Origin of the sequence: Streptomyces tailanensis (genome assembly GCF_008386495.1) — a bacterium.
Classification (GTDB): Bacteria; Actinomycetota; Actinomycetes; order Streptomycetales; family Streptomycetaceae; genus Streptomyces; species Streptomyces tailanensis.
Map to the genome: position 1 here is coordinate 87,275 of NZ_VTHJ01000024.1, position 18,624 is coordinate 105,898.

At 71.8% G+C, this 18,624-nt stretch carries 22 protein-coding genes and 2 pseudogenes; 5 read left to right on the forward strand and 19 right to left on the reverse strand.

The features are described from left to right. The first annotated feature begins 105 nt into the window (after positions 1-105). The 3 genes from F3T56_RS20960 (at position 106) to F3T56_RS20970 (ending at position 2,847) form a co-directional block, all read left to right on the forward strand. Positions 106-1,671, forward strand: a complete 1,566-nt coding sequence (locus F3T56_RS20960; RefSeq protein WP_149826730.1) for a bifunctional phosphatase PAP2/diacylglycerol kinase family protein — start codon at positions 106-108, stop codon at positions 1,669-1,671. Positions 1,672-1,812: 141 nt separating this feature from the next. Beyond that, positions 1,813-2,634 carry a class I SAM-dependent methyltransferase gene (locus F3T56_RS20965; protein ID WP_149826731.1) on the forward strand — a complete coding sequence of 274 codons (822 nt, stop codon included), beginning with the start codon at positions 1,813-1,815 and terminating at the stop codon, positions 2,632-2,634. Between the two features lie 42 nt (positions 2,635-2,676). Beyond that, a complete protein-coding gene (locus tag F3T56_RS20970; protein ID WP_149826732.1) occupies positions 2,677-2,847 on the forward strand; it encodes a hydrophobic protein in 171 nt (56 codons plus the stop codon). Between the two features lie 45 nt (positions 2,848-2,892). Here the strand turns inward: F3T56_RS20970 and F3T56_RS20975 are convergent, their stop codons facing one another. From F3T56_RS20975 to F3T56_RS21030, 12 genes are all read right to left on the reverse strand, one after another. After that, positions 2,893-3,174, reverse strand: a complete 282-nt coding sequence (locus tag F3T56_RS20975) for a gas vesicle protein K (protein ID WP_172639053.1) — start codon at positions 3,172-3,174, stop codon at positions 2,893-2,895. A 38-nt stretch (positions 3,175-3,212) separates the two neighbouring features. Continuing rightward, a complete protein-coding gene (locus F3T56_RS20980; RefSeq protein WP_149826734.1) occupies positions 3,213-3,401 on the reverse strand; it encodes a gas vesicle protein in 189 nt (62 codons plus the stop codon). Beyond that, positions 3,398-4,204: a GvpL/GvpF family gas vesicle protein gene (locus F3T56_RS20985; protein ID WP_149826735.1), complete on the reverse strand. Its 807-nt coding sequence runs from the start codon at positions 4,202-4,204 to the stop codon at positions 3,398-3,400. The genes F3T56_RS20980 and F3T56_RS20985 overlap by 4 nt, the downstream gene beginning before the upstream one ends. Further along, positions 4,201-4,563 carry a gas vesicle protein gene (locus tag F3T56_RS20990; protein ID WP_149826736.1) on the reverse strand — a complete coding sequence of 121 codons (363 nt, stop codon included), beginning with the start codon at positions 4,561-4,563 and terminating at the stop codon, positions 4,201-4,203. The genes F3T56_RS20985 and F3T56_RS20990 overlap by 4 nt, the downstream gene beginning before the upstream one ends. Beyond that, positions 4,560-5,009 (reverse strand): hypothetical protein, encoded by a 450-nt coding sequence (locus F3T56_RS20995; protein WP_149826737.1) that lies wholly within the window; start codon positions 5,007-5,009, stop codon positions 4,560-4,562. The genes F3T56_RS20990 and F3T56_RS20995 overlap by 4 nt, the downstream gene beginning before the upstream one ends. Continuing rightward, entirely contained in the window at positions 5,006-5,275 is a 270-nt protein-coding gene (locus tag F3T56_RS21000) for a gas vesicle protein GvpG (RefSeq protein ID WP_149826738.1), read from the reverse strand. Before F3T56_RS21000 ends, F3T56_RS20995 begins: the two co-directional genes overlap by 4 nt. Continuing rightward, positions 5,266-6,030 (reverse strand): GvpL/GvpF family gas vesicle protein, encoded by a 765-nt coding sequence (locus F3T56_RS21005; protein ID WP_149826739.1) that lies wholly within the window; start codon positions 6,028-6,030, stop codon positions 5,266-5,268. The genes F3T56_RS21000 and F3T56_RS21005 overlap by 10 nt, the downstream gene beginning before the upstream one ends. Next, positions 6,027-6,449, reverse strand: a complete 423-nt coding sequence (locus F3T56_RS21010; protein WP_149826740.1) for a gas vesicle structural protein GvpA — start codon at positions 6,447-6,449, stop codon at positions 6,027-6,029. The genes F3T56_RS21005 and F3T56_RS21010 overlap by 4 nt, the downstream gene beginning before the upstream one ends. 58 nt (positions 6,450-6,507) lie before the next feature. Further along, positions 6,508-6,831, reverse strand: a complete 324-nt coding sequence (locus tag F3T56_RS21015) for a gas vesicle protein GvpO (protein WP_149826741.1) — start codon at positions 6,829-6,831, stop codon at positions 6,508-6,510. A 74-nt stretch (positions 6,832-6,905) separates the two neighbouring features. After that, a complete protein-coding gene (gene ligD, locus F3T56_RS21020) occupies positions 6,906-7,835 on the reverse strand; it encodes a non-homologous end-joining DNA ligase (protein ID WP_149826742.1) in 930 nt (309 codons plus the stop codon). Between the two features lie 29 nt (positions 7,836-7,864). Further along, positions 7,865-9,712 carry a transketolase gene (locus tag F3T56_RS21025; protein ID WP_149826743.1) on the reverse strand — a complete coding sequence of 616 codons (1,848 nt, stop codon included), beginning with the start codon at positions 9,710-9,712 and terminating at the stop codon, positions 7,865-7,867. Next, positions 9,709-11,325 (reverse strand): NAD(P)/FAD-dependent oxidoreductase, encoded by a 1,617-nt coding sequence (locus F3T56_RS21030; RefSeq protein ID WP_149826744.1) that lies wholly within the window; start codon positions 11,323-11,325, stop codon positions 9,709-9,711. Before F3T56_RS21030 ends, F3T56_RS21025 begins: the two co-directional genes overlap by 4 nt. 212 nt (positions 11,326-11,537) lie before the next feature. Here F3T56_RS21030 and F3T56_RS21035 point away from each other — a divergent pair, with 212 nt between their 5' ends. Further along, on the forward strand, positions 11,538-12,503 hold the full coding sequence (locus F3T56_RS21035) for an LLM class F420-dependent oxidoreductase (protein ID WP_149826745.1): 966 nt from the start codon (positions 11,538-11,540) through the stop codon (positions 12,501-12,503). Positions 12,504-12,555: 52 nt separating this feature from the next. Here the strand turns inward: F3T56_RS21035 and F3T56_RS47010 are convergent. Then, positions 12,556-13,460: pseudogene (locus tag F3T56_RS47010) on the reverse strand (SDR family NAD(P)-dependent oxidoreductase). Between the two features lie 3 nt (positions 13,461-13,463). Beyond that, positions 13,464-13,982, reverse strand: a complete 519-nt coding sequence (locus tag F3T56_RS21050; RefSeq protein WP_149826746.1) for a phage holin family protein — start codon at positions 13,980-13,982, stop codon at positions 13,464-13,466. Between the two features lie 115 nt (positions 13,983-14,097). On the opposite strand from F3T56_RS21050, the gene F3T56_RS21055 reads away from it, so the two are divergent. Further along, complete coding sequence (locus tag F3T56_RS21055) at positions 14,098-14,451, forward strand: VOC family protein (protein WP_149826747.1); 354 nt, start codon at positions 14,098-14,100, stop codon at positions 14,449-14,451. 91 nt (positions 14,452-14,542) lie between these two features. Here F3T56_RS21055 and F3T56_RS21060 read toward each other — a convergent pair. From F3T56_RS21060 to F3T56_RS21080, 5 genes and pseudogenes are all read right to left on the reverse strand, one after another. Further along, positions 14,543-14,686 (reverse strand): annotated as a pseudogene (locus tag F3T56_RS21060) (arginase family protein); the annotation flags it as partial. A gap of 72 nt (positions 14,687-14,758) precedes the next feature. Beyond that, positions 14,759-15,319, reverse strand: a complete 561-nt coding sequence (locus tag F3T56_RS21065) for a GNAT family N-acetyltransferase (RefSeq protein WP_149826748.1) — start codon at positions 15,317-15,319, stop codon at positions 14,759-14,761. Positions 15,320-15,345: 26 nt separating this feature from the next. Continuing rightward, positions 15,346-15,498: a LapA family protein gene (locus F3T56_RS50120; protein ID WP_425473595.1), complete on the reverse strand. Its 153-nt coding sequence runs from the start codon at positions 15,496-15,498 to the stop codon at positions 15,346-15,348. Between the two features lie 156 nt (positions 15,499-15,654). Beyond that, positions 15,655-16,539: an LD-carboxypeptidase gene (locus F3T56_RS21075; RefSeq protein WP_172639054.1), complete on the reverse strand. Its 885-nt coding sequence runs from the start codon at positions 16,537-16,539 to the stop codon at positions 15,655-15,657. 71 nt (positions 16,540-16,610) lie between these two features. Continuing rightward, a complete protein-coding gene (locus F3T56_RS21080; RefSeq protein WP_172639051.1) occupies positions 16,611-18,620 on the reverse strand; it encodes a prolyl oligopeptidase family serine peptidase in 2,010 nt (669 codons plus the stop codon). Between the last annotated feature and the right edge of the window lie 4 nt (positions 18,621-18,624).

Sequence of the window (18,624 nt, forward strand, 5' to 3'; positions counted from 1 at the left end):
CAAGCGCCGGTGAGCGAAACCCCGCCCCAGCCCAGCCGCAGACACCGGGCTCCTACGCGGACCCCGCCCGACACAATCCCACGGCCATGGGGTACCCGTGGACCCATGACCGCAGACGTCGACCTCACCGTACGCCCGCCCGGCCACCACATCCTCAGGGACCGTTTCCTCGCCGCGGACAGCCGCCTGTTCAACGCGGTGGCGACCCGCCACTGGCCCGGCGCCCACCCCATGCTGCCGAGGCTGAGCCGCGCAGCGAACCACGGCGTGCTGTGGTTCGCCACGGCGGCGGCCATCGCGGCGACCCGGAGTCCCAGGGCCCGCAGGGCGGCCGCGAGGGGCGTGGCCTCGCTCGCCCTCGCCTCCGCCACCATCAACACCCTCGGCAAGCGCTCGGTACGCCGCCCCCGCCCGGTCCTGGACAACGTCCCGCTGATGCGCCAGCTGAAGCGCCAGCCGATCACCACGTCCTTCCCCTCGGGCCACTCCGCGTCGGCCGCCGCCTTCGCGACGGGCGTCGCCCTGGAGTCCCGCGGCTGGGGCGCGGCCGTCGCCCCGCTGGCGGCCGCGGTCGCACTGTCCCGCGTGTACACGGGTGTCCACTTCCCGAGCGACGTCCTGGTCGGCGCCGCCCTGGGCGTGGGCGCCGCCTACGCCGTACGGGGTCTCGTGCCGTCCCGCGACCAGCTCCCGGCACCCGGTCGCCCGCGCTCCCCCACTCTCGGCTTCGCTCGAGCGGGAGGTACCCCCATCGCGCCCGCGCTGCCCGACGGGGACGGCCTGGTCGTCGTCGCCAACCGGGCCGCGGCGACCGCCGACCGCGTACACGCCCTGCGGGACGCGCTCCCCGCCGCCGAGACCGTGGAGTGCGAACCGGAGGATGTGAGGGCCGAGTTGGAGAAGGCGGCCGCACGCGCGCGGGTGCTCGGCGTGTGCGGCGGCGACGGCACGGTGAACGCCGCCGCCGAGGTGGCCCTGCGCCACGGCCTCCCCCTCGCCGTACTCCCCGGCGGCACGCTCAACCACTTCGCGTACGACCTCGGCGTCGAGAACGCCCGTGACCTGAGCCGCGCGCTGAGCCGGGGCGAGGCCGTCCGCGTAGACCTGGGGCACTTCGCGTCCGGTGAGACGCAGGGGCACTTCCTCAACACGTTCAGCCTGGGCGTCTATCCGGAGCTGGTGGGGGAACGCGAGCGCTGGGAGCGGCTGATCGGCGGCTGGCCGGCCGGGGTGATCGCGGCGCTGCGCGTCCTGCGCTCCGACCGCCGTCCGCTCCAGGCAACCGTCAAGGGCCGCCCGCACCCGCTGTGGCTGCTCTTCGCCGGCAACGGCACGTACCACCGGCTGGGCCTGACCCCGGCCCGCCGTTACGACCTGGCCGACGGCCTGCTGGACGTCCGGGTCGTGCACGGCGGCCGCCGCCCGGCCCTGCGACTGCTGGCGGCGGCGATCGCGGGCCCGCTGACCCTCCCCCACTCTCGGCTTCGCTCGAGCGGGAGGTACCCCCATCCGGCGCACGCGGCCGTGCGCGTACGACAGCTCCGGGTGGAGGGCATCGCGCCGGGCACGCCCCTCGCGTACGACGGCGAAGTCGCCATGGCGGAAGGGGATCTGACACTCCGGAAGCTCCCGGAGGCGCTCACGGTCTACAGCCCCCTGCCCGTCCACTGACGACAACCGATCACCGACCAGCACCGTCCAACATTCAAGACGGCGGTCTCAATATTCGACATGAGGCGTACGGTTCGGGTACGACCTCGCGGACCTCGCGGACCTCGGGGATTTCGGGGATCTCGCGGAAGGGGAACTGTCATGTCGAAGGCACGGGAGACCGCCGTCTACACGCACGGACACCACGAGTCGGTGCTGCGCTCGCACACCTGGCGGACGGCCGCCAACTCGGCGGCGTACCTGCTCGGTTCGCTGAAGCCGCACATGAGGATCCTGGACATCGGCTGCGGCCCGGGCACCATCACCGCGGACCTGGCCGCCCTGGTCCCGGACGGGCACGTCACCGGCGTCGACCACGCCCCCGGCATCCTGGACCAGGCCCGGGCCACGGCGGCCGAACGCGGCCTGGACAACGTCGACTTCGCGGTCGCGGACGTCCACGCGCTGGACCACGCGGACGCCGGCTTCGACGTGGTCCACGCGCACCAGGTGCTCCAGCACGTCGGCGACCCGGTGCAGGCGCTGCGCGAGATGCGCCGGGTCACGAAACCGGGCGGCATCGTCGCCGTCCGGGACTCCGACTACGCGGCGATGACCTGGTTCCCCGAGTCCCCGGGCATGGACGACTGGCTGGACCTCTACCGGCGCGTGGCCCGCGCCAACGGCGGGGAGCCGGACGCCGGGCGCCGGCTGAAGTCCTGGGCCCTGCGGGCCGGGCTCACCGAGATCACGGCCACCTCCGCCACCTGGACGTACGCGACGGCGGAGGAGCGGGCCTGGTGGAGCGGACTGTGGGCGGACCGGACGGTCGCCTCCGCCTACGCCGAACGCGCGACGGAAGCCGGTCACGCGACGGTCGAGCAGCTGCGGGCCATCTCGGCGGCCTGGCGGGAATGGGGGCGGCAGGAGGACGGCTGGTTCGCCGTTCTGCACGGAGAGATTCTCTGCCGCAGAACGGCCTGATCGGGCGTATTCTGGAAACTCGAGCCGTCAGGAGGTTCGGAAATGGTTCCCATCCTGCTGGTACTGCTTCTGGTGCTGATTCTTTTCGGCGCCGGATTCGCAGTGGAAGTTCTCTGGTATCTGGCACTGGCCGTTCTCGTCCTGTGGCTGCTCGGTTTCCTGGTGCGCGGCACCACCGCCGCCGGGGGCAGGGGCCGCTGGTACAGGTGGTGAATTCACTCCCGTACAGGTGGTGAATGCACCACCCTGGGGAGGTATTCACTCCCTGGGGAGCAACGGCCCGAGCGGCCCGAGGTCCAGATTCAGGTCCTCGGGCCGGAGGTCGTAGCGCTCGCGCAATTCCGTCATGCGGTCGTCGAGGAGCATCAGGGTGAGCCCGATGCGCTCCTCCTGCTCCTCCGTGAGTTCCCCGGTGTCGAAGCGACGCACGGCCTGGCGCTCCATGAGCTGGCGGAGGAGTTCGACGACGGTCAGCACCAGCTTGACCAGGTCGCGCTCCACCGTGTCGGGTTCCAGTTCGAGCCGGTTACGGCCTTCCAAACGGCCGGACAAACGGTCTGGCAAACGGTCGGGGTTGGTCACTCCAACCATCCCCAGGGCGCCGGGACCTGTGCGTTCACCGAGCTGATGAGCGCGTTGAGGTCGATACGGACGAGGTCGACGTCCGCGATCCGGAGGGTGAGGTCGCCGGTGATGACCACCCCGCCCGCGAGAAGCCGGTCGAGGAGGTCGACGAGGGCCACCTCACGGCGTTCTATGACGGTCATGTGCCCACCCCGTCACCGTTCATTTCGTCTCCATTCACTTCCTCTCCGTTCGGTTCTTCCCCGCTGAAGGAATACGCCGCCCAGGGCCCCGTGAGTTCCACGCGCAACCCCGGTTCCTCGCTTTTCGTGCGGTCCACCAGTTCCACGAACTCCTCGGAATGCGCGCGCGAGACCAGATAGGCCGCGTTGAGCACATTGCGGCCGGGTACGCCGGAAAGCGCGGAATTCTGGGGCGCGTGCAACCGGGTGTCCTCGGCGCGTTCCGAGAGCGTCTCGTGCAAGCGGCGGGCGAACCTCTCCGCCCTCTCCCACAGCTCCTCGTCGGCCTGGTGGCTCCGGCGCCGCTGCCGCAGGTAGTCGCGCCCGCTGGTGGCCTTCGCCGGCTCCCGGGGCTGCTGCTCGGCCTCGGGAGCCGCGTACACCTTCACGCCCCACTCCACCCGGCCCGCCAGCCGGTCCAGGGTCCGCCGGAAGCCCTCTTCGCGGGCCTCCAGCATGACCCGTACGCCGCTGTCGTCGTGGAAGACGGTGCCGAGTCGCAGCGGCAGGGGGGTGGTGACGGCAGTGAGCGCGTCGATCACGTTCTGGTGGGCGTGGGCGGTCTCGGTCAGCCAGTCCAGGTCCTCCAGATGGGCGCGGAACGGCCGCTCGGCGAAGTCGCGCTCCGGTACCTCGCTGACGACGGCGACCAGGTCGTGGTGGCGCAGCAGCCGGGGCGGCGCGCCGCCGACCCCGGTGAGCTGGCGTTGCAGAGCCGCGTCGAAGGGGCGGCAGACGGCGTACACGTACCGCAGTCCGGTCATGAGGGCTCCTCTCTGGCGCGGCGCTCGATGGCCGGCTCCGGCTCCCGCCGGTGCCCGCCGTCGGCCGGCTCGGCGAGCCGGGCACGCAACTCGGCGTTCTCACGGGAGAGTTCGTCGCGGCGGGCGTGGGACGACAGGGAGGGGTCGGTCTCCCACCAGTCGATGCCCATCTCCTTCGCCTTGTCGACGGAGGCGACGACGAGGCGCAGCTTGATCGTGAGCAGCTCGATGTCGAGCAGGTTCACGCGGATGTCGCCCGCGATCACCACGCCCTTGTCGAGCACGCGCTCCAGGATGTCGGCCAGGTTGGCGCTGCCGTTCTGGCCGTACGGCTCCGGGACTCGGCTCGGGAATGTCATCGTCGGCTCCCGCCCACGGTGGCCCGTTCCTCGTCCTCATCCTCGTACGGTTCCTCCTCGGTGTCCTCTCCGAAGGAGACGGACCGCGGTTTCTCGCCCCCGCCGCCCCTACCCGTCCCTCCCCCACTCTCGGCTTCGCTCGAGCGGGGGGACCCCCATCTGGGGCTCCGCCCCAGACCCCGCTCCTCAAACGCCGGAGGGGCTGAATTTTCCCGGATTTCCGCGTCAGCATCACCCCGGCTCGGCCCCCGCCCAAGGGCTGGAATTTCCGGGGCCTCGTCAAGCTGGTCGCCTGCCTCCTCGAAGTGCGGGTTGTTCACCAGGTACGCGAGCGCCCGTGGGCTCAGGTGCAGGCGCTTGTCGGCGGCGAGCGCGAGCTTCGTCTTCTTCGTACGTCCGAGGACGTAGCCGGCCCCGATGGCGAGGCCCGGTCCCAGTCGGTTCATCCTGTCGTCCCGTCGCCCCTTCGTGTTCCGGTGGTTCTGGCCAGGCTGATCTCCAGCCGGTCCAGGAGCTCGTCCTCCAGGCGGTCGAACTCCTCCTCATCGATCTCGCCCGCTTCGAGCCGCTGCCCGAGGCGGGCGAGATCGGCGCGCACGGCCGCCGGGTCGTAGTACTGGCGCTCCGCCTCGGCGACTACTTGTCCGATCGCCCAGAAGCTGCCGCGGACCGGTGCGAACGGCAGCAGCAGGACCTCGGTGATCAGTCCCATGTGCTCGCCTCCCTCGGCTCCGCGGGCTGTGACGGGCCCGGTTCCACGAAGCTGTACGGCGGCAGCGGGCCGTTGACGCGCAGTTCGATGTGCGGGTGGCTCTCGCGGACCTCGTCCACCGCGGCGAGGAACACCTCGGCCGAGCGCCGGTCGACGAGGAACGACACGTTGGCCAGCCAGCCGGTGGAGTCGGGGCCCACGCTGACGGCCGTGGCGGCCGGTTCGAGCACGCGCTGGACTTCCGCCGCGTCCTCGGCCTCCCGGGTCTGTACGGCGGCGACCACCATCTCGCCGAGCCGCAGCCGGTCCTCGTAAGTGCCGCCGCCCGCCTGCCGGTTGGCCTCGGTGAGTGCGCGCAGCTCGGGGTTCTCCCCCATCACGCGGTGCAGCACGGCCTCTTCGTCATGGGTGGCCTTGACGTTGTACTCGACCTTGCCGTCCAGGGCGCCCAGCCGTTCCCGGTAGTGCTCACCGCGTTCGGCGAGCACGCCGGTGACGGCCGGGTCGTCCGGGGCTACGCTGCCGAACCGCATGGGCAGCACGGGGCCGCCGGCTCCCACCTCGTCCAGCACGTTCTGGTGGGCGAGCAGATCCCGGCGCTTGGGGCGCAGCCCCTCGGGGGCGTCGCTGACGATCGCCGCCAGCTCGCCCTCCTCCAGGACGCGCACGGGAAACGCGGGGTCGCCCACGCCGCCCATGCCTTCGGGGAGTGCGGGATGTGAGCGCGCGCTGATCCCGTACACGTACGTGCTCACTCCTGTTCCTCCTTCTTGCGCGAGCTCGTGGTCTTGCGCGCCCGTGGCCGCTCTTCGGACTGGCCCTCCCCACGGGCCTGCCGGAAGGCGTCGGAGACCGTCTCGGCGGCACCGGACAGCACCCCCTTGGACTTGCCGCGCGCGCCGGACTCGGTGATCTCACCGACGAGGTCCGGCAGGCCGGGTTCCTTGCGCGGCCCGGCCTCCAGGTCGAGTCGGTTGCACGCCTCGGCGAAACGCAGATAGGTGTCGACGCTGGCGATGACGACACGCACGTCGATCTTCAGGATCTCGATCCCGACGAGGGACACGCGGATGAAGGCGTCGATGACGATTCCTCGGTCGAGAATGAGTTCCAGGACGTCGTAGAGGCCGCTGGTGCCACCGCCGCCGGACTGCTGTGCCGGGACTACGGTCATGCCGGCCGGTCCTCCTTGTCTGTGGATGGCTTGTCTGTCGGGTGAGCAAGAGGGCGGCCTAGCGGCCGCGGGGGCGATGCGGGTCGGCTCTCCCGCGTTCGTAACGGCGAACGCGCCGATAGCCGGTGAGCTCCCCCTCGGGGTCGAGCTTCACCTGATAGCTCGCGAGCAGGCTCATCGTGTCGGGTACCCGGGCGACTTCCAGGACCTCGACTTCCAACGTCCAACCGTTCTCGGTCGGTTCGAAGGACGAGACGGACTCGGGCGCCATGCCGGTCAGCTCCGCGAACTGAGCCCGCGCGTGGCGCAGCACCTGCATCGGGCGGGATTTCGATGTGTTGGACGTGTTGGATGTGTTGGATGTGTTGGATGTGTTCGACATGGCCACCCCTCGAACACCGAGTGGCCCCACGGCCGTTGGCCAAACCTGTCGGTACCTGTCGATACCTGTCTGTGTCAGCCGCGCCGCGCCGCGAGCCGCCGACGGGCCGGGCCGAGGGCGCGGGCCCTGCTCATCAGCCCGGACCAGGGCTTGGTGCGGGCCTGTTCGACGGCGTCGGCCGGGGTCCAGCGGCGGGCGTGGACGGTGGGGTCGTCGAGTTGTTCCCAGGCGATCGGCGTGGCGACGGGCGCTCCGGGCTTGGCGCGTACGGTGAAGGGGGCGACGGCGGTCTGGGCGTAGGCGTTGCGCTGTACGTCGAGGTAGAGCCGGTCGCCGCGGTCCTTCTTGCGGACGGCGGTGGTGAACCGCTCGGGCCGGCCCCGTACGAGCTCCTCGGCGATGTCCTTGGCGAAGTCGCGCACGGTGTCGAAATCGTCATGCCCGTTGAGGGGTACGACGATGTGCAGGCCCCTGGAGCCGGTGGTCATCGGCGCGGACGGCAGCTCGATCTCGTCCAGCAACTCCCTTACGGCCCTTGCCGCTTGACGTACCTGCTCGAAGTCGTCCGCGGCCGGGTCGAGGTCGAACACCATCCGGTCGGGCCGGTCGAGGCCGCTGACCCGGGAGAGCCAGCGGTGCAGGGTCAGGCAGGCCTGGTCGGCGAGGAAGACCAGGGTGGCGGCGTCCGCGCACACCGTGTGCACGACCGTGCCGCCCTCCTTGGGCACCTCGACCCGCTCGATCCAGTCCGGGTAGTGCTCGGGGGTGTTCTTCTGCATGAACATGGGCCCGTCGAGCCCGTCGGGGTGCCGTTCCAGCATCAGCGGGCGCCCGCGCAGATGGGGCAGCATGAAGGGGGCGACGGCACGGTAGTACGCGATGAGATCGCCCTTGGTGTACTCCTCACCGTGGCCGTCGGCGGGGTACAGCACCTTCTCCGGGCGGTGGATCTCGACCGTGCGGCGGCCGACCCGCAGCGTGCTCGCGGCGTCGTCGTCGCCCATTCTCCAACTCCCCTCTTGAGGACGCCCGTTCAGCGCACGATGGCGTGTTCCACGAGCAACCGCCCGGCCGCCGCGATCGACTCCGCGTCGATGCCCGCCTCGTGGAGCTGCTCCTCGGGGGTGCCCGAGCCCGGCATGGTGCGGACGGCCAGGCGTACCAGGCGGGGCACCGGGCGGCCGTCGAGGAAGGCGTCGAGGACCGCGTCGCCGAGGCCGCCCTCCTCGTAGTGGTCCTCGACGGTGAGCAGGCAGCCGGTGCGTTCGGCGGCCTCGCGCAGGGTGGGGCGGTCGACGGGCTTGACCGAGTAGAGGTCGATCACCCGGACCTGGATGCCCTCGCCGTCCAGCGCCTCGGCGGCCTTCAGGGCCTCGTGGACGGTGACGCCGGCCGCGACGACGGTGAGCCGGTCGCTGTCCGAGGCGCGCAGCACTTTGCTGCCGCCGATCTCGAACTCCTCGGTGGGGCTGTAGATGACGGGGGTCTCGCCCCTGGACGTCCGCAGATAGCGGATGCCGTCGAGCCCGGCCATGGCCCCGACCAGCTTGGCGGTCTGGTTGGCGTCGCACGGATACAGCACGGTCGAGCCGTGCACCGCGCGCAGGGTCGCCAGGTCCTCCAGGCCCATCTGCGAGGGGCCGTCCTGTCCGATGGCGACGCCCGCGTGCGAGCCGACGAGGTTGATGCCGGCGCCGCCGATCGAGGCCATGCGGATGAAGTCGTGGGCGCGGGTGAGGAACGCCGCGAACGTGGAGGCGTACGGCAGCCAGCCGCGCGCCGCGATCCCCACCGCGGCGGCCACCAGCTGCTGTTCGGCGATGTAGCACTCGAAGAACCGGTCGGGGTGTTCCTTGGCGAAGAACTCGGCGCGCGTGGAGTCGCTGACCTCGCCGTCCAGGGCGACGATGTCGCCGCGTGCGGTGCCGAGCGCGGCGAGGGCCTGCCCGTAGGCGTCGCGGGTGGCGACCTCCTCGCCGATCTCGTAGCGCGGCAGCTCCAGATGTCCGGTCCGTACGGCGTGCAGCATGCGTGCGGCGGGCGGTGGCTGCACCTCGACTCGGATGTCACGTACGCCGCCGAGTTCGAGGATCGCCTCGTCCGGGTCCTTGAGCGGTTTGCCGTGCAGTCCCTCGCGGTCCTGGACGGACTCGACGCCCTTGCCCTTGAGGGTGCGGGCGAGTATCACGGTCGGCTGGGCCCTGGTGGACTCGGCCTCGCCGTACGCGCGGTCGACGGCGTCCACGTCGTGCCCGTCGATCTCGATCGTGTGCCAGCCGAAGGCGGCGAAGCGGCGGGCGTAGGCGTCCAGGTCGTGCCCGTGCCGGGTGGGCCCGCGCTGGCCGAGGCGGTTGACGTCGACGATCGCGACGAGGTTGTCCAGATGCTCGTACGAGGCGTGCTCGGCGGCCTCCCACACCGAGCCCTCGGAGAGTTCGCTGTCCCCGCACAGGACCCACACCCGGTATCCGGTGCGGTCCAGCCGCTTCTCGGCCAGCGCGAGGCCGACGCCGACGGGCAGCCCCTGGCCGAGTGAGCCGGTGGCCGTCTCGACCCAGGGCAGGCGCCGTGGCGTGGGGTGCCCTTCGAGGCGGCTGCCGTGCTTGCGGTAGGTCATCAGCTCGGTCTCGCTGATCGCGCCGGCCGCCTTGTACGCGGAGTACAGCAGGGGCGAGGCGTGGCCCTTGGACAGCACGAAGCGGTCGTTGCCCGGGTGCTGGGGGCGTTCGAAGTCGTAGCGCAGGTGCCGGGCGAGGAGCACCGCCATCAGTTCGGCCGCCGACATGGACGACGTGGGGTGCCCGGAACCGGCGGCGGTCGAGGCACGAATGCTGTCGACCCGCAACTGCTGGGCCAGCTCGGTCAGTTGACGGGTGTTCATGAGTCTCCTTCCGAACCCTCGGCGGGCTCCTGCACGGCTTCGGGCGCCGACGTCCCGCGCTGTCGCCGGGGGCTGTCTGGGGCGCCCGGCACCGCGGTCGGCCCGGGCTTCTCGGGAGCGTCCTGCCGGCGGGCGGGCCCGGACCGCTCCGACGCCCCGGGCACCGGTGAGGCGTGCGGTTTCCCGGAGGCCCCCGGCACCGCCACAGGCCCCGGCTTGTCAGGGGTTTCCTGCCTCTGTGCGCCACCCCGGCCACCGGACGCCGCCGAGGACTTGACCCCGGTCTTCTCCTGCCCCGCTTTCTTCTGCCCGCCCGGCACCCGCGCCAGCTCCGGTGACGCCGTGTCGAGGGGTACCGACCAGGACCGTACGAGCCCCAACTGGACGCCCTGGCGCGGGAGTACGGCGTCGAGGAGCCAGTCGGCGGCGACGCGGACGCGGTTGCCGGGCATCGCGGCGAGGTGGTAGCCGCGGGTGACCGCTCCGGCGACGGGGCCGGACAGGGGTACGCCGAGCGGGTTGGCGGCGGCCTTGACCCCGCCGAGGTCGACGACGAAGCCCAGGTCGCTGTGGCGGTAGGGCTTGGGTTCGCCGCGGCCGAGGGAGGCGGCGACGTTGTGGCCGGCGACCTTGCCTTGCCGCCAGGCGTGCTGGGCGGTCATCGGCGTGTACTCACCGGGCTTGGTCAGATCGGGCACGGCGGCCGCGTCCCCACAGGCGAACACCTCGGGGCGGCCCGGCACATGCAGCGTCGGCTCGACGAGCAGCCGCCCCCGCTCCATCGGCAGCCCGAGCGACTCGGCGAGCGGATCGGGCCGTACGCCCACGCACCACACCAGCGTGCGCGTGTCGACGAACTCCCCGTCCGTCAGCAGCACTCCGGTGTGCGTGGCCTCCTTCACGGCGGTCCCCATCCGTACGTCGACGCCCCGCTGCCGCAGCACCCGGTCGGCGGTCCGCGACAGCTTCTCGTCCATCTCCGGCATGACCCGCCCGGCGATGTCGAGCAGCAGCCAGCGGGGCCGGACGCCCTGCCACAGCGGCTGCTTGCGTACCAGTTCGTCGGTGAACAGCTGCCCCTGGGCCGCGACCTCGGTCCCCGTGTACCCGGCGCCGACCACCACGAAGGTGCAGCGCGACCGGCAGCTCTTGGGGTCCTCGGCACCGGCGGCCAGCTCCACCTGCCGGGTCACGTGGTCCCTGAGGTACAGCGCCTCCGGCAGACCGCGGAAGCCGTGGGCGTGCTCGGCGACGCCCGGGATGGGCAGCAGCTTGTTGACGCTGCCGACCGCGAGCACGAGCCGGTCGTAGGTGAGGGTGCCGATGCCGCCCTCGGGGTCCGAGTAGTGCACGGTACGGGCGTCGAGGTCGATGTCGTCGGCCTCGCCGAGCACCAGGCGTACGTGGCGCAGGGTGCCGGTGAGGGAGACGGTGACCCGACGCGGCTCCAGGACGCCTGCGGCGACCTGGGGCAGCAGGGGCAGGTACAGAAAGTAGTCGGTCGGGTTGAGCAGGGTGATGTCGGCATGGTTCCGGGTCAGCCGCGACAGGGTGCGGGCCGTCCGGTAACCGGCGAAGCCGGCACCGACGATCACGATGCGGGGTCGACTCACGGTTCGCCTCCGGCGGTCGCGCGTTAGGGCCCTCGGACATACGGGTCCTGTGGCGTACGGGCCTTCCGCGTCCCCCTGGTCAAGGCGCCCAAACCGGTGGGGAGCCGATCGGGGCGCCCGAACGTCCGTGGGTTTCGTCCGTGGGTTTCCGCTGTGACCCCCGGGTACCCGGACCGCGAGACCCGGCCCGCATCCGTCGCGGAGGTGCCCCCATGCCCGAGTTCGGCTGCTTCCTGGCGACCGAGGAGTTCGGTCCCGCCGACCTGATCGAGCAGGCGAGGATGGCCGAGCAGGCCGGATTCGAGTGCTTGTGGATCTCGGACCACTACCACCCGTGGAACGACGCGCAGGGTCACAGCCCGTTCGTGTGGTCGGTGATCGGCGGCCTCTCGGAGGCGGTGTCGCTGCCGATCGAGACGGCGGTGACCTGTCCGACGGTCCGGATCCACCCGGCGGTCGTGGCGCAGGCCGCGGCGACCAGCGCGGTGATGACCGGCGGCCGGTTCCGTCTCGGCCTCGGCTCGGGCGAGGCCCTCAACGAGCACATCCTCGGCACGCACTGGCCGCCGGCGAACGTCCGTCTGGAGATGCTGGAGGAGGCGATCCAGATCATCCGGCGCCTGTTCACCGGCGAGGAGGTCACACACCACGGCGTCCACTACACCGTGGAGAACGCCCGCCTCTACACGGTGCCCGACGAGCCCGTCCCGATCGACGTCTCCGCCTTCGGCCCGAGCGCCGCCGGGCTCGCCGCCCGCGTCGGCGACGGCTTCATCACCATGGGGCCCAACGAGGAGCTGGTGGCGCAGTACCGCAAGGGCGGCGGGGGCGGCAACCTCGTCAGCGGCGGTACGAAGCTGTGCTGGGGCCAGGACCGCGAGGCCGCCGTCCGCACGGTCCACCGCCTCTGGTCCAACCAGCTCCTGCCCGGCGAGATGGGCCAGGTCCTGCCCACTCCCCGCCACTTCGAGCAGCTGGAGCCCCTGGTCACCGAGCAGATGGTCGCCGAGAACACGGTCTGCGGCGACGACGTCGACGAACACGTCGCCGCGCTGTCCGCCTTCGCCGACGCCGGCTTCGACCGCGTCTACGTGAGCCAGATCGGCCCCGACCAACGCGGCTTCTTCGACTTCTACCGCACGAAGGTGCTCCCACAACTCCAGCAGGGAAACCGCTGACGGGCCCCCGAGTTCCCCCAGTCCTCGGCCCAGATGGTGCTTCCTCTCCCCATCATCTGGGCCGAGCCCAGACCGTCTTCTGTCCCAGCCGACGGAGTGCGGCGGTCGTCGCGGCGCTCAACCCGCACACCACCAAGCCCGCACCCACGCGGTTCCGGTTGCGTGAAACCCACTCCTGCGCGCTCTTCGGCCGCGCCTCGTCGTCGAAGCGCCCGTGCGCCCCGAAGTCCCGCCCGTGCGGCCCGTCGGCGGGGCTCCGCAGGTTCCCGTGGCCACGGGAACCCACCACTCCCTGCTCGTCCGGTTAGGACTCGAACCCCGTACGAGCGAGATACCGGTCGAGCAGACCCGGGGCCACCGCGTTCGCGATCAGCGCCGCCACCGTGGATCCGCCCACCCAGTACTCCCGCCGCCACCCATGTGCCGCCGCATGGACGACGACGACGGAGCGCGCGGCGACCTCCGGCTGTTGAAGTTCTCTCCCGGATGAATCCGGGAGATTCTCCCCTGGATCGCTCCGGGGAGTTCGACAGGTCATGCCTGTCCAGCGACGACCCGCGCGGCCCGCGTACCGAACACATAGCCAGGTAGGTCACTTCGGTGACCCGCCGGTACTCGTCGGGCGTGATGTCCAGGAACGGCGCGAAAACCCCGGCGAAGGCGTTGTTGACCCACACGTCGATGCACCCGAAGGCGTCGACGACCTGATGGGCCGCGTCCTCGACCGCCTTGGCGTCGGCCATGTCGACGCTGACGACGAGCGCCTCGCCCCCGGCCCGCTCCACTTCGTCTGCGGCCGCCGCGGGCCCTTCGCGTCCCCGGGCGAGCAACGCCACCCGGTCCCCCCCGGGCGGCGAAGGCCACGGCGGTGGCCCGGCCGACGCCACCGCTGGCACCCGTCACCACGACGGCTCTGCGGCGGCGCGACAGGGATGACGTACGGGTTGACGTAAGCACCGCTCACCGGGCCCGGTGATGCGGCGCCTCGGGATCGGTACCGGTCGGCGGCGGACCCCCGGCGGCCGTACCGCCGGGCGCGACGGGCGGCACCGGCGGATAGCCGGCCGGCCCGGCGCCACCCGGGGGCACCCCCGGCGCCGTAAAGCCACCGACACCGCCGCCACCACCACCGGCCCGGTCACGGCCCGCCGCGAGCTCCGCCTCACGCTCGGGCGTCGGCCGGGACGCCGAAGGCCGGGCGGCGCTCCGCAGCGCGTAGGCCACCGCTGCCAGGACGACGGCCGTGATCAGCGCGGCGGCCCAGTCGGGGAGGCCCAGCGCGAGCGCCAGACCGAGGGCGAGCGCCAGGGCGGCACCCGCGTACAGGGCGACGGCGCCGGACGCGGCGTACAGGGCGGCCGTACGGCGCTGCTTGCGGGTCTGTTGCCGCAGCTCGTCGCGTACGGTCTCACGGGCCACCAGCGCCAGTTCGTCGACCAGGTCCTTGTCCAGATGTTCCAGATGATCCAAGCGGTCCATGGCACCCGAGTACCCGAGCGCACGCCCGCATAACGTCGCACCCAAGCAGACGTCAACCGGTTTGAACCAGCCGAAACGATCTCGTCCCCGGTCGGCCCCAACTAGGCTCGTACGCATGGAGATTCTCGGTACCACGCTCCGTATCTGTGTCGACGACCTGGAAGCCGCCGTCCCCTTCTACGAGAGACTCTCGGGCGGACCGGCGATGCGCTTCGAGCGCGGTGGTGTCCAGGTCGCCGCTGTCGGCTGTTTTCTGCTGATGAGCGGCCCCGAGTCCGAGCTGGAGGTGCTGCGGAAGGTCACCGCCACCATCGCGGTCAAGGACGTCGACGAGGCCCATCAGGTCCTCACAGACTCGGGCGCCCGCGTCCTGGCGGGCCCGGTGCCGACTCCCGTCGGCCGCAACCTGATCGCGGTGCACCCGGACGGCTCGGTGTACGAGTACGCGGACCGGCGCGCGGCCGGGTAGCACAGGTCGCCTACGTCAACTCGTCGTCCCCGAAGTCCTCTTCGTCCCCGATCCGCACCGCGGACTCCTCGGCGGACAGCCCGCTCGTCGAGCCCTCCTGCGCCCCGAGCCGCCGTACGACGCCCTGCTCCCGCAGGGCGCCGGCGAGCTTGTAACAGCCGGGGACGGTACCCGGGGCGGGCGGCCTGAGACCGAGGTTGGAGGGGGCGTCCAGGACGACGATGTTCTTCGGCATGGGACTCATCCTGCGGGACGGCAGGCCGCGGGTGGGCGGAAATCGTCATCTCCCGGCCGGGCCGGGAAACCCTCATCGCCCGGCCCGGCCCCCAGGGCGCATCTCGGTCGTGAGGGCCCATCGCTCGTGGTCCCGCCATGCCCCGTCGATGAACAGGAAGTCCGGGGAGAACCCCTCCAGCCGGAAGCCGCACCGCCGGGCCAGGGCGATGGAGGCGGTGTTCCGCGGCTGCACGTTGATCTCCAGCCGGTGCAGCCCCATCGCTCCGAACGCGTACTCGACGACCAGCCCGAGCCCCTCGCTCATCAGCCCCCGCCCGGCGGCGTGCGCGAAGGCCCCGTATCCGAGCGCCCCGCACGCGAAGCCACCCCCGACGATGTTGTTGATGTTGATGAACCCGGCGATCCCGCCATCCTCCCGCTCGCACACCAGGAACCCGGCCCTCGTCGGGCCCTCGATGAGCCGCCCCGCGTAGGCGGCGTACGCGGTGGATGTGGTCGGCGGGAACAGCCACGGTTGGTGCAGGCTCTTGCTCTCCCGCGCCCGCGCGGTGAACTCGGGCCCGTCGTCGAGCGTGAAGTGCCGTATCCCCACGCGGGGACCTACGGCGAGGTAGCGAACGTTCTCGGACACACCGCAACGGTAAGCCGCACCGGGTGTCACCCGCGCCGCTTCATGAAGTACACCCCGCAGAGCGCCCCGATCACTCCCGTCCCCAGCAGCGCCATCCACAGCGGCATGGTGACCTCGGGGATCAGCAGCCGGATCTCGATGCTCCGGGTGTTCTCGAAGATGAACACGAGAGCCAGCACCGTGAGCCCCCCACGGTCACCCTGCCGGGCGTCAGCAGATCACCCCACTGCCGGTGACCGCGCGTCCGGACACGGTCCGACGTCTTCGGGCTCATATCTCCAGGATGACGCGCGCGAGCCGGATGCGCCCGGCGGGAGGAGGCTCCCGGGCCGCCCTCAGACCAGCGCCGGCTCGTCCAGCGTCAGCGTCCCCGCCTCCGCGTCCAGTTCGGCCGTCACTCCGAACGGGATCGTCAGCGCCCCTTCGTCGTGGCCGAAGCCGAACTCCTCCACCATCGGGACCCCGAGTCCGCCCAGCCGGTCGACGAGGAGTGCGCGGACCCTGTCGTACGACTCGCACTGTGCCCAGGAGCCGAGGAGGATCCCGGCGACGCCGTCGAGCCAGCCGGCGCGCAGGAGTTGGGTGAGGTAGCGGTCGAGGCGGTAGGTCTCCTCGCCGACGTCCTCCAGGCAGAGGAGGGCGCCCCGGGCGGAGGGGCGGGCGTGCGGGTGGCCGAGTTCGGCGGCGAGCAGGCACAGGCAGCCGCCGAGGAGAAGGCCCCGGGCCCGGCCGGGTACGAGCGCGGTGCTGCCCTCGGCGGCCGTGATCGTGCGGACCGACTCGGGGGCGAAGAGCGTGGCCCGCAGATGCTCCTGCGCACGGGTGTTCTTGATGAAGTCGACGCCCGCGGCCATCGGACCGTGCAGGGTGACCAGCCCGGCCCGGGTGGCGAACGCCTCATGGAGTGCGGTGATGTCGCTGAACCCGACGAGCGTCTTCGGGCCCGCCGCCCGTATCGCGTCCCAGTCGAGCAGATCGACCATCCGCTGCACCCCGTAGCCGCCGCGGGCGCACAGCACGGCGGCCACGGAAGGGTCGCACCAGGCAGCCTGGAAGTCGGCGGCGCGGTCCGCGTCCGTGCCCGCGAGGTAGTCGAACCCGGGGTGCCGGTCGAGCGTGTGGGGTGCGACGACGGGGTCGAGGTCCCAGCCGCGCAGGATGTCGAGGCCGGCGCCGAGCCGCTCCTCGGGCACCGGCCCGCTCGGGGCGACGACGGCCACGCGGGCGCCGGGGGCGAGGCAGGGTGGCCGGGTCAGGGGGGAGACGGCGGGGCGGGTCGGCGAAGACAGTGTCACTTGGCGAGCTCCAGAGTAGGTATTCCCGGGGGATTCAACCCGAAGACCTGCGCATACAGCGAGAGCTCGGCCTCCAGTACCCGCACCATCGTCTCCGCCCGCCGGAACCCGTGCCCCTCCCCTTCGAAGGCGATGTACGCGTGCGGCAGCCGCCGCCCCTCCATCCGGGCCAGGAACCGCTCGCACTGCGCCGGCGGGCAGATCACGTCGTCGAGGCCCTGGAGCAGCAGGAAGGGCGCGCTGATCCGGTCGGCATGCTCGGCGGGCGACCGTTCCGTGTACCGCATCGGCTCCTCGGCCAGCGGCCCGACCAGGCTCTCCAGATACTGGGACTCGAAGTCGTGGGTCTCTCCCGAGCCCCAGGTCGTGAGGTCGAGGATCGGGTAGAGGATGGTTCCGCAGGCGTAGACGTCGGTGGTGGCGAGGGACGCCGCCGTGGTCCAGCCCCCGGCGCTGCCGCCCCGGACGGCGAGTCTGGTCCGGTCGGCGGTGCCCTCGTCGGCGAGGGCGAGCGCGACCGCCGCGCAGTCCTCCACGTCGACGACTCCCCACTGCTCGCGCAGCCGGTTGCGGTACTCCCGCCCGTATCCGGTGGACCCTCCGTAGTTGACCTCGGCGACGCCGATGCCGCGCGAGGTGAAGTAGGCGATCGCCAGGTCGAGGACCAGGGGCGCGCGGCTGGTGGGTCCGCCGTGCGCCCAGATCACGTACGGGGGCAGTTCGGTGCCGGGGGCGACGTGGTCGGGGTGGTGAGGCGGGTAGATGTGGGCGTGGATCTCGCGTCCGGCGGGGCCGAGGAAGGTGCGGATCTGGGGTTCCGGGTAGTAGGCGGGGTCCACCGGGTCGTCGTGCGCGGCCCCGATCACCCGGGCTTCGCCGGTGACGGCGTCGAGTTCGACCACCTCGTACGCGCTGCGCGGGCTGGCGCCGATACCGAGGACGCGGCCGCCGTGCGTGGCGAGGGTCGGGGTGAACTCGGTCCAGGGGCCCGCCGCGTCCACGACCTGGCCGGTCTCCGGGTCGAGGATGCCGAGCGCGGTGGCGCCCCGGCCGTGCACCACGGCGATCTGCCCGTCGTCCAGCAGGGCGAACCAGCGCCATCCGATCTTCCACAGCGGTCCGCCGAACTCCTCCTCACGGGCGCACAGAGCGGTACAGCGGCCGTCGTCGTCGCGGTGGTACAGGTTCCAGTAGCCGGTGCGGTCACTGGAGTACACGAGTGTCCCGTCGGCGGCCCACTCGACCTGGGCGATCGACTCGTCCGGGCCGCCCTCGACGGTCCGGGCGCCGCGCAGGGTGCCGTCGTCGGCGACCTCGGCAACCACGAGGTCGGTGCCGTCCCAGGGCATGCGCGGATGGTCCCAGGCGAGCCATGCCGCGCGTCGGCCGTCGGGCGAGAGGCGGGGCCCGGTGACGAACCGGCGGTTGTCGTCGGTGAGTTCGCGTACGGCGGTCCGGTCCTCGGCGGCCGAGCCGTCCAGCGGTACGGCGGCGACGACCCGGCGTACGTCGGTGGGCCCCTCCCCGGTGAACTCCTCCAGCACGCACCACACCTCGCCCCGCTCCGGGTGCGGCTGGGGGTCGACCCAGCGCAGTCCGCCGCCCACCGGGGACACGGGAGTGAGGGGGCGGGGCTCGCCGCCGGGTTCGTACCGGTAGAGGCGCTGGTCGGCGAAGTTCACGAACACCACGAGGGGGCCGTCGTCCCGCATGACGCCGGCCCAGGGCTGCCCTCCGTACTCGATGACCCGGCTGCGCACGTTCCACGGCGCCGGGAGCACCGACTCCTCCGTGCCGTCGGCGGTGCGCCGGACGAGGGTGCGCCGGCCGCCCTCGGTGGGCCGGGGCTCGGTCCACCACGCCTCGTCGCCGACGAAGCCCACGAACTCGGGATGCCCGTCGTGCGCGGCGGCGAGCGCCGCGTCGATCGGTGAGGGCCACGAACCGTACGCCAGGGTCTGCACGCTGTTCCCCACTTCCCTACTTCCCTCGGTCCCGTGTTCCATGTCC

What these genes read in the sequence shown, in the direction of transcription:
- F3T56_RS20960 (WP_149826730.1), top strand. Translation starts at nt 106, where the DNA reads ATGACCGCAGACGTCGACCTCACCGTACGCCCGCCCGGCCACCACATC.
- F3T56_RS20965 (WP_149826731.1), top strand. Translation starts at nt 1,813, where the DNA reads ATGTCGAAGGCACGGGAGACCGCCGTCTACACGCACGGACACCACGAG.
- F3T56_RS20970 (WP_149826732.1), top strand. Translation starts at nt 2,677, where the DNA reads ATGGTTCCCATCCTGCTGGTACTGCTTCTGGTGCTGATTCTTTTCGGC.
- F3T56_RS20980 (WP_149826734.1), bottom strand. Translation starts at nt 3,401, where the DNA reads ATGACCGTCATAGAACGCCGTGAGGTGGCCCTCGTCGACCTCCTCGAC.
- F3T56_RS20985 (WP_149826735.1), bottom strand. Translation starts at nt 4,204, where the DNA reads ATGACCGGACTGCGGTACGTGTACGCCGTCTGCCGCCCCTTCGACGCG.
- F3T56_RS20990 (WP_149826736.1), bottom strand. Translation starts at nt 4,563, where the DNA reads ATGACATTCCCGAGCCGAGTCCCGGAGCCGTACGGCCAGAACGGCAGC.
- F3T56_RS20995 (WP_149826737.1), bottom strand. Translation starts at nt 5,009, where the DNA reads ATGAACCGACTGGGACCGGGCCTCGCCATCGGGGCCGGCTACGTCCTC.
- F3T56_RS21000 (WP_149826738.1), bottom strand. Translation starts at nt 5,275, where the DNA reads ATGGGACTGATCACCGAGGTCCTGCTGCTGCCGTTCGCACCGGTCCGC.
- F3T56_RS21010 (WP_149826740.1), bottom strand. Translation starts at nt 6,449, where the DNA reads ATGACCGTAGTCCCGGCACAGCAGTCCGGCGGCGGTGGCACCAGCGGC.
- F3T56_RS21015 (WP_149826741.1), bottom strand. Translation starts at nt 6,831, where the DNA reads ATGTCGAACACATCCAACACATCCAACACATCCAACACGTCCAACACA.
- ligD (WP_149826742.1), bottom strand. Translation starts at nt 7,835, where the DNA reads ATGGGCGACGACGACGCCGCGAGCACGCTGCGGGTCGGCCGCCGCACG.
- F3T56_RS21025 (WP_149826743.1), bottom strand. Translation starts at nt 9,712, where the DNA reads ATGAACACCCGTCAACTGACCGAGCTGGCCCAGCAGTTGCGGGTCGAC.
- F3T56_RS21035 (WP_149826745.1), top strand. Translation starts at nt 11,538, where the DNA reads ATGCCCGAGTTCGGCTGCTTCCTGGCGACCGAGGAGTTCGGTCCCGCC.
- F3T56_RS21050 (WP_149826746.1), bottom strand. Translation starts at nt 13,982, where the DNA reads ATGGACCGCTTGGATCATCTGGAACATCTGGACAAGGACCTGGTCGAC.
- F3T56_RS21055 (WP_149826747.1), top strand. Translation starts at nt 14,098, where the DNA reads ATGGAGATTCTCGGTACCACGCTCCGTATCTGTGTCGACGACCTGGAA.
- F3T56_RS21080 (WP_172639051.1), bottom strand. Translation starts at nt 18,620, where the DNA reads ATGGAACACGGGACCGAGGGAAGTAGGGAAGTGGGGAACAGCGTGCAG.